General features: G+C 65.0%; 8 protein-coding genes and 1 pseudogene. 8 read left to right on the top strand and 1 reads right to left on the bottom strand.

The window, feature by feature from the left end; all coding sequences use genetic code 11:
- From EOA29_RS21135 to EOA29_RS21110, 6 genes and pseudogenes are all read left to right on the top strand, one after another.
- Window positions 1-244: pseudogene (locus EOA29_RS21135) on the top strand (ABC transporter substrate-binding protein); the annotation flags it as partial.
- Window positions 245-359: 115 nt separating this feature from the next.
- On the top strand, window positions 360-1025 hold the full coding sequence (locus EOA29_RS21130; protein WP_126091504.1) for an amino acid ABC transporter permease: 666 nt from the start codon (window positions 360-362) through the stop codon (window positions 1023-1025).
- On the top strand, window positions 1025-1675 hold the full coding sequence (locus EOA29_RS21125) for an amino acid ABC transporter permease (protein ID WP_126091503.1): 651 nt from the start codon (window positions 1025-1027) through the stop codon (window positions 1673-1675). The genes EOA29_RS21130 and EOA29_RS21125 overlap by 1 nt, the downstream gene beginning before the upstream one ends.
- A gap of 4 nt (window positions 1676-1679) precedes the next feature.
- Window positions 1680-2474 carry an amino acid ABC transporter ATP-binding protein gene (locus EOA29_RS21120; protein WP_126091502.1) on the top strand — a complete coding sequence of 265 codons (795 nt, stop codon included), beginning with the start codon at window positions 1680-1682 and terminating at the stop codon, window positions 2472-2474.
- A gap of 37 nt (window positions 2475-2511) precedes the next feature.
- On the top strand, window positions 2512-2973 hold the full coding sequence (locus tag EOA29_RS21115; protein WP_126091501.1) for a RidA family protein: 462 nt from the start codon (window positions 2512-2514) through the stop codon (window positions 2971-2973).
- Window positions 2974-2993: 20 nt separating this feature from the next.
- On the top strand, window positions 2994-4199 hold the full coding sequence (locus EOA29_RS21110) for an aminotransferase class V-fold PLP-dependent enzyme (protein WP_127221415.1): 1206 nt from the start codon (window positions 2994-2996) through the stop codon (window positions 4197-4199).
- A 13-nt stretch (window positions 4200-4212) separates the two neighbouring features.
- On the opposite strand, the gene EOA29_RS21105 is transcribed toward EOA29_RS21110, so the two are convergent.
- Entirely contained in the window at window positions 4213-5106 is an 894-nt protein-coding gene (locus EOA29_RS21105) for a LysR family transcriptional regulator (RefSeq protein ID WP_126091499.1), read from the bottom strand.
- 98 nt (window positions 5107-5204) lie between these two features.
- Here EOA29_RS21105 and EOA29_RS21100 point away from each other — a divergent pair, with 98 nt between their 5' ends.
- Together EOA29_RS21100 and purE are read left to right on the top strand one after the other, a co-directional pair.
- Entirely contained in the window at window positions 5205-5954 is a 750-nt protein-coding gene (locus EOA29_RS21100) for a glucose 1-dehydrogenase (RefSeq protein WP_126091498.1), read from the top strand.
- Window positions 5955-6053: 99 nt separating this feature from the next.
- Window positions 6054-6522, top strand: a 469-nt coding sequence (purE, locus tag EOA29_RS21095) for a 5-(carboxyamino)imidazole ribonucleotide mutase (protein ID WP_127221413.1), incomplete at its 3' end; no start/stop codon positions are given.

Below are 6522 nucleotides of genomic sequence, written 5' to 3'. Positions count from 1 at the left end.
CCTCTCCACCGTGCGCTGGCTCGCCTCGCGCAATCCGGACAAGTATTTCGATGCCGGCAAGAGCTGGTACTCGATGCTTTACGGCGCGGCGCTGAGACAGGGCGATCTCGACTGGCTGACCTTCGTCGACCAGACCTTCACCATCGCCATGTTCGGCCATGAGACGGCGCTCTACGATGCCGCCTTCAAGGAATATTTTGGCCAGGAGCCGCCGCCGCGCCACCCTGGCTTCCCGGTCATCTGAAAAGGCCCATTTCACAAGCCGGCGGAAGGCGATGTCCTTCCGCCTGTTTCTCCTCGACACGGGCCGTGCGACAATGAATCCTAGGTTCGTCATCGCAGGCCATTGAGACGGACGCATGGGCTATACGCTCAATTTCAATCTGATCTGGCGGCATTTCGACAAGCTCTCGGGCGGCCTACTGCTCAGCCTCGAGCTTGCCGTGATCTCGATCGCCATCGGCATCGTCATCGGGCTGGTGCTGGCGGTCTGGTATGTCTCGGCCGGACGCATCGTGCGCGGCATCATTGCGGCTTACGTGGAATTCATCCGCAACGTGCCGCTGATCCTCTTGGTCTATCTGGTCTTCTATGGTCTGCCGACCGTCATCGACATCGCCTACAGCGCGCAGACCTCCTTCGTGGCGACCCTGGCCCTCTATAGCGGCGCCTATCTGGTCGAGGTGTTCCGCTCCGGCCTGGAGGCCGTGCCGCGCGGCCAGATCGACGCCGGCAAGGCGATCGGCCTGACGCCCTGGCAGCGGCTGCTGCATGTGCGCCTGCCGACGATGATGCGCATCACGCTGCCGGCGCTGTCCAACACCTTCATCTCGCTGTTCAAGGACACGTCCGTCGCATCCGTCATCTCGGTGCCGGAGCTGACCTACGGAGCGCAGTGGATCAACTTCAACACCTTCCGCATCGTCGAGGTCTATCTCGTGGTCACGGCGATGTATCTGGTGACGGGCTACGCCCTGCTCTTCGCCCTGCGGCTGGTCGAGCGCTGGTACAGGACGGCGCGCTGATGTTGAGCCAGATCGCCTATGCCCTGCCGTTCCTCGCCGAAGGCTTCGCGCTGACGCTCTGGGTGTCCTTGCTCGTTGTGGTGCTGTCGCTGATTGCCGGCGTCATTCTCGGCGTCGGCCTCGTTTACGGGCCGGCGCCGCTGCGCTGGGCGGTGCGCATCTTCAGCGACACCATTCGCGGCATTCCGATCCTGGTGCTGATCTTCTTCGTCTATTACGGCCTGCCGGCCGTCGGCGTGCATCTCCAGTCCTTCTGGGCGGCGGTGCTGGCGCTGACCCTGTTCAAGACCGCCCAGGTCGTCGAATATCTGCGCGGCGCGGTCGCCTCGATCCCGAAGGGCCAATCGGAAGCGGCGATGGCGATCGGCCTGACCTTCCGCCAGCGGCTTGCCTACGTCATCTTCCCGCAGGCTTTCCGCCGCTTCCTGCCACCCTGGATCAATGGCGTCACCGACGCGGTGAAGGGCAGCGCGCTGGTCTCGCTGCTCGGCATCACCGATCTGATGCAGGCCATCAACCAGGTCATCGGCCGCACCTATGAGGCGATGCCGCTCTATATCCTCGGCGCCCTGCTCTATTTCGCCGTCAACTACGCGCTTTCATACGCCAGCCGGCGGCTGGAGCAGCGCTTCGCCTTCATCCGGGAATAGCACGATGGCCACCAGTTCCAACGACAGCGCAGCGCTTCTCGACATTGCCGAGGTCTCGAAATCCTTCGGCTCGGTCGAGGTGCTGCGCTCGGTCAGCCTCAAGGTGGCGAAGGGCGAGGTGGTCACCGTCATCGGCCCGTCCGGCAGTGGCAAGACCACGCTGCTGCGCTGCGTCAACTTCCTCGAAAGCTACGACAGCGGCTCGATCCGCATCGACGGCAAGGAGGTCGGTTTCCGCGACGGCGGCGCGCGCCAGCGGCGCAGCGAGCGCGACTTGGCCGCCATGCGCGCCGAGACCGGCATGGTGTTCCAGGGCTTCAACCTGTTCCCGCATCTGACGGCGGCCGGCAACATCATGCTCGGCCTCACCAAGGTGCGCGGCAAGAGCAAGGTCGAGGCGCGCTCGATCGCCGAGCATTGGCTGGGCCGCGTCGGCCTCGCCCACAAGGCCGACAGCCTGCCGGCGGAGCTTTCCGGCGGCCAACAGCAGCGCGTCGGCATCGCCCGCGCGGTCGCCATGGAACCAAAGATCCTCCTGCTCGACGAGATCACCTCGGCGCTCGATCCGGAACTCGTCGGCGAGGTGCTGGCCGTGGTGAAGAGCCTCGCCGAGGACGGCATGACCATGGTGATGGTGACGCACGAAATGGCCTTCGCCCGCGATGCCTCCAGCCGCATCGTCTTCATGGCCGATGGCGGCGTCAGCGCCGTCGGGCCGCCGAAAGAGGTTCTCGCCGCGGAGACGACTAATGAGCGTCTTCGCACGTTTCTGGCGCGCTTTCGCGCCTCGCAATTCTGAAATCGGACGGCCTTCGCCGTCCAAGGAGCATTCTTCCATGACGCCTTACACCCGGCTCGCCGAACTCGGCCTGACGCTGCCCGAGCCGCCGACGCCCATCGCCAACTTCGTCACCCATGCCGAAAGCGGCCGGCTGATCTTCCTGTCCGGCCAGGGGCCGCTGCGCGCCGACGGCACGCTCTGCACCGGCAAGGTCGGCGAGGACGTGACCGTCGAAGAAGCCTATGAGCATGCCCGCCTCACCGGCCTCAACCTGCTTGCCGTCATGCATGCGGCGGCGGGCGATCTCGGCCGCATCGTGCGCGTGGTGAAACTGCTCGGCTTCGTCAACGCGACACCGACCTTCAGCGACCACCCAAAAGTCGTCAATGGCTGCTCCGACCTCTTCGCCGAAGTCTTCGACAGGATCGGCGGCCATGCGCGCTCGGCGATCGGCGTCGGCTCGCTGCCTGGTAACATCACCGTCGAAATCGAAGCGGTCGTCGAGATCGCGGCCTGACCTTCATGGAGTCCACTGCAATGAAAACCTATTCCGACACCGGCTCCAACACCACGATCCGCGAGCGGCTGGGGCTGCGTCCGATCATCAACGTCTCCGGCACGATGACGACGCTCGGCGCCTCGATCATCGTTCCCGAGGCGATATCCGCCATGGCCGAGATCGCCTCGCAATGGGTGGAGATGGACGATCTGCAGCGCGCCGCGAGCACCGTCGTCGCGCGCCTTACCGGCGGCGAGACCGGCTTTATCACCGCCTGCTGCGCCAGCGGAATCACCATGGCGATCGCCGGCGCGATGACCGGCACCAATCTGCTCGCCATCGAACGGCTGCCGGACGACAACGAAGGGCTGAAGTCGGAGGTCGTCATCCAGCGCGGCCATATCGTCAATTACGGCGCGCCGATCGACCAGTCGATCCGTGTCGCCGGCGCCAAGGTCGTGCCGGCGGGCACCGTCAGCGTCACCCAGGACTATCACGTGCGCGAGGCAATCAACGAGCGCACGGCGGCCGCACTCTACGTCGTCGCGCACCACACCGTGCAATACGGCATGCTTTCGCTGGAGGAGTTCTGCGAGATTTGTCATGCCAAGAATATTCCGGTGATCGTCGACGCGGCCTCGGAATACGATTTGCGGAGCTTCCTCGCGCGCGGCGCCGATATCGTCGTCTACAGCGGCCACAAATTCCTGAGCGGCCCGACCAGCGGCATCGTCACCGGCCGCAAGGACCTGGTGCGCGCCGCCTATCTGCAGAATCGCGGCGTCGCGCGGGCCATGAAGGTCGGCAAGGAAAGCATCGCCGGCACCATGGCCGCGCTCGAGGCCTGGGAGAAGCGCGACCATGCCGGGATCCGTCGCCGCGAGGAGGCGGCGCTCAATCTGTGGAAGGACGCACTCCAGGGCATTCCCGGCATCGGCGCTGAGATCATTCCGGATCCGACGGCCAATCCACTCGACCGCCTGCAGGTCTTCGTGCGCCCGGAAAGCCGCTTCACCGCCGCCGGCCTCGCCTCGGCTTTAGCCGCCGGTTCGCCGCCGGTCATCGTGCGCAACCACGAGGTCGAGCGCGGTCACTTTTTTCTCGACCCCTGCAACCTTCACTCCGGCGAGGCGGAGATCGTCGCCGAGCGCCTGCGCGCCGTGCTGACGGCGAAGGAGCGTCCTGCGGATGCGATGAAAGCGGCGCGCAAGGATCCGGCCAGCGCGCTGCGCTGGCCGGACTAGCACCGGCCTGCAACTACCTTGACAGGGCGGCCATCCGGCCTGCGAGGAAATCAACGAACAGGCGGGCCCGGACCGGCAGCTGCCGCCCGAACGCGTGCACGATATGGACCGGCATGGTAGGCATCGCCACCCCGGGCAGGATGCGAACCAGGCGACCAGCATCGAGATCGTTCTGCACCGCAAACTGCATCAGATGAGCGATACCGGCTCCAGCAAGCGCCGCCTGCCGGATGGCGCCCCCGTCGTCGGTGTCGAGGCGCCCGTTCGGCACGATCTGTGTGCCGTTCGCAAAAGTGACGGGATAGGGCCGCCCTGCCATCTGGTGGCGGATGAAGTCGTGGTCCTGCAGCGCGTCTATCGAGGCCGGGTGGCCCCGCCGCTCGATATAGACGGGCGCGGCGACCAGCACGATCGGAAGATTGCCGATCTTGCGGGCGACGAGACCGGTGTCGGACAGGTCGCCTAGGCGCACTGCCATGTCGTAGCCCTCACGAATCAGGTCGGCATGGCGGTCGGTGACGCTGAGCTCCAGTTTCAGTTCGCCATGTTGCGAAAGGAAGAGCTCCGCCCACGAGGCGATCAGGCCGCGCCCGAGCTCGATGGGTGCGGTGACTCGCAACAGGCCCCGCGCCGTATCGGCCATCTGGACGATATCTTCAGCGTCGTCGAGCGCCCTCAGCAGCGGCGCGACCCGCTCGTAATAGGCGATGCCTTCGCTGGTCAGGCCGAGGTGGCGCGTCGAACGTTGGATCAATCGCACGCCCAGCCGCCGTTCCAGCCGCGCCACGCTTTTCGATACCGCCGACGGGCTGGAGCCGAGCAGACGGCTGGCTGCGTGAAACGAACCGGCATCGACGGTGCGAACGAAGGCGACAAGACCGGCGGTCTTTTCGAGGATTGTCGTCATTCCAGAATTCCAGGCACCAAAGAAATGATCAGGCTGATCCTAATACGCCTTCCGATCATCACCAGATACGGCTCATCATCAACACAAGGAGAGATTTGATGAGCAGACTGGCCGAAAAGGTCGCTATCGTCACCGGCGCTTCGAAAGGCATCGGCGCCGCCATCGCCAGAGGATTGGCGGCAGCCGGCGCTGCCGTGGTCGTCAACTACGCCACTTCCAAGGAAGGTGCTGACCGCATCGTTGCGGAGATCAAGGAAGGTGGCGGCCGGGCGATAGCCATCCAGGGCGACGTCTCGCTGGGCGACGACGTGCGCCGTCTGTTTGAGGCGGCGAAGTCGTCCTTCGGCACCATCGACATTCTGGTCAACAATGCAGGCGTGTTCGAATTCGAGCCGCTGGAAGCCGTAACCGAGGCCGAGTTCCATCGCCAGTTTGACACCAACGTGCTGGGCACGATCCTGACCATCCAGGAAGCGGCGAAACATTTCGGCCCAGCGGGCGGCAGTGTCATCAACATCAGCTCGATAGCCAGCCTGAACCCGCAACCCAATTCGCTCATCTATGCCGCAACCAAGAGCGCGGTGGATTCGATCACGCTGTCAATGTCCCGGGAACTCGGGGCTCGCAACATCCGCGTCAACGCAATAGCTCCGGGCGGCGTCGACACCGAGGGGCTGAAACGGGTAGGCGTCGTAGGCAGCGAGTTCGAAAAGGAAATCATTGCGAAGACCCCGCTCGGCCGTTTCGGCCAGCCCGAGGACGTCGCCCGAGTTGCGGTCTTTCTCGCTTCCGATGAGGCGTCTTGGCTAACCGGTGAGCGCATTGCCGCCTCTGGTGGCTGGCGATAGGCGTCGGCCGGAGCATCGATCGTGCGCAAACGCGTCCGAATCCTTGCGGCTCGTAGCGAATTCCGCTAAGGCGCGCCTTTGCCGCCGGGAGCGATACCCTTGACCGATCAGCGTGCCGACGTCGCCATCATCATGGGCAGCCAGTCCGACTGGGCGACGATGCGCCAGGCGGCGGAAACGCTGGATGCGCTGGGCATTCCGCACAAAAGGCTGATCGTCTCGGCGCACCGCACGCCCGACCGCCTCTATGAATTCGCCAAGGGCGCCAAGGCGGCCGGCTACAAGGTGATCATCGCCGGCGCCGGGGGCGCGGCGCATCTGCCCGGCATGACGGCGGCTATGACGCCGCTGCCGGTCTTCGGCGTTCCTGTCGAATCCAAGGCGCTGTCGGGCCAGGATTCGCTGCTCTCCATCGTGCAGATGCCGGCCGGCATTCCGGTCGGCACTTTAGCCATCGGCAAGGCGGGCGCGGCCAATGCGGCGCTTCTCGCCGCAGCCGTGCTTGCGCTGAACGACGAAAAACTCGCCGCCCGACTCGACGCCTGGCGCGCGGCCCAAACTGCCAAGG

The organism is Mesorhizobium sp. M1E.F.Ca.ET.063.01.1.1 (assembly GCF_003998155.1).
Classification (GTDB): Bacteria; Pseudomonadota; Alphaproteobacteria; order Rhizobiales; family Rhizobiaceae; genus Mesorhizobium.
This window is presented reverse-complemented; position numbering and strand designations above follow the sequence as displayed.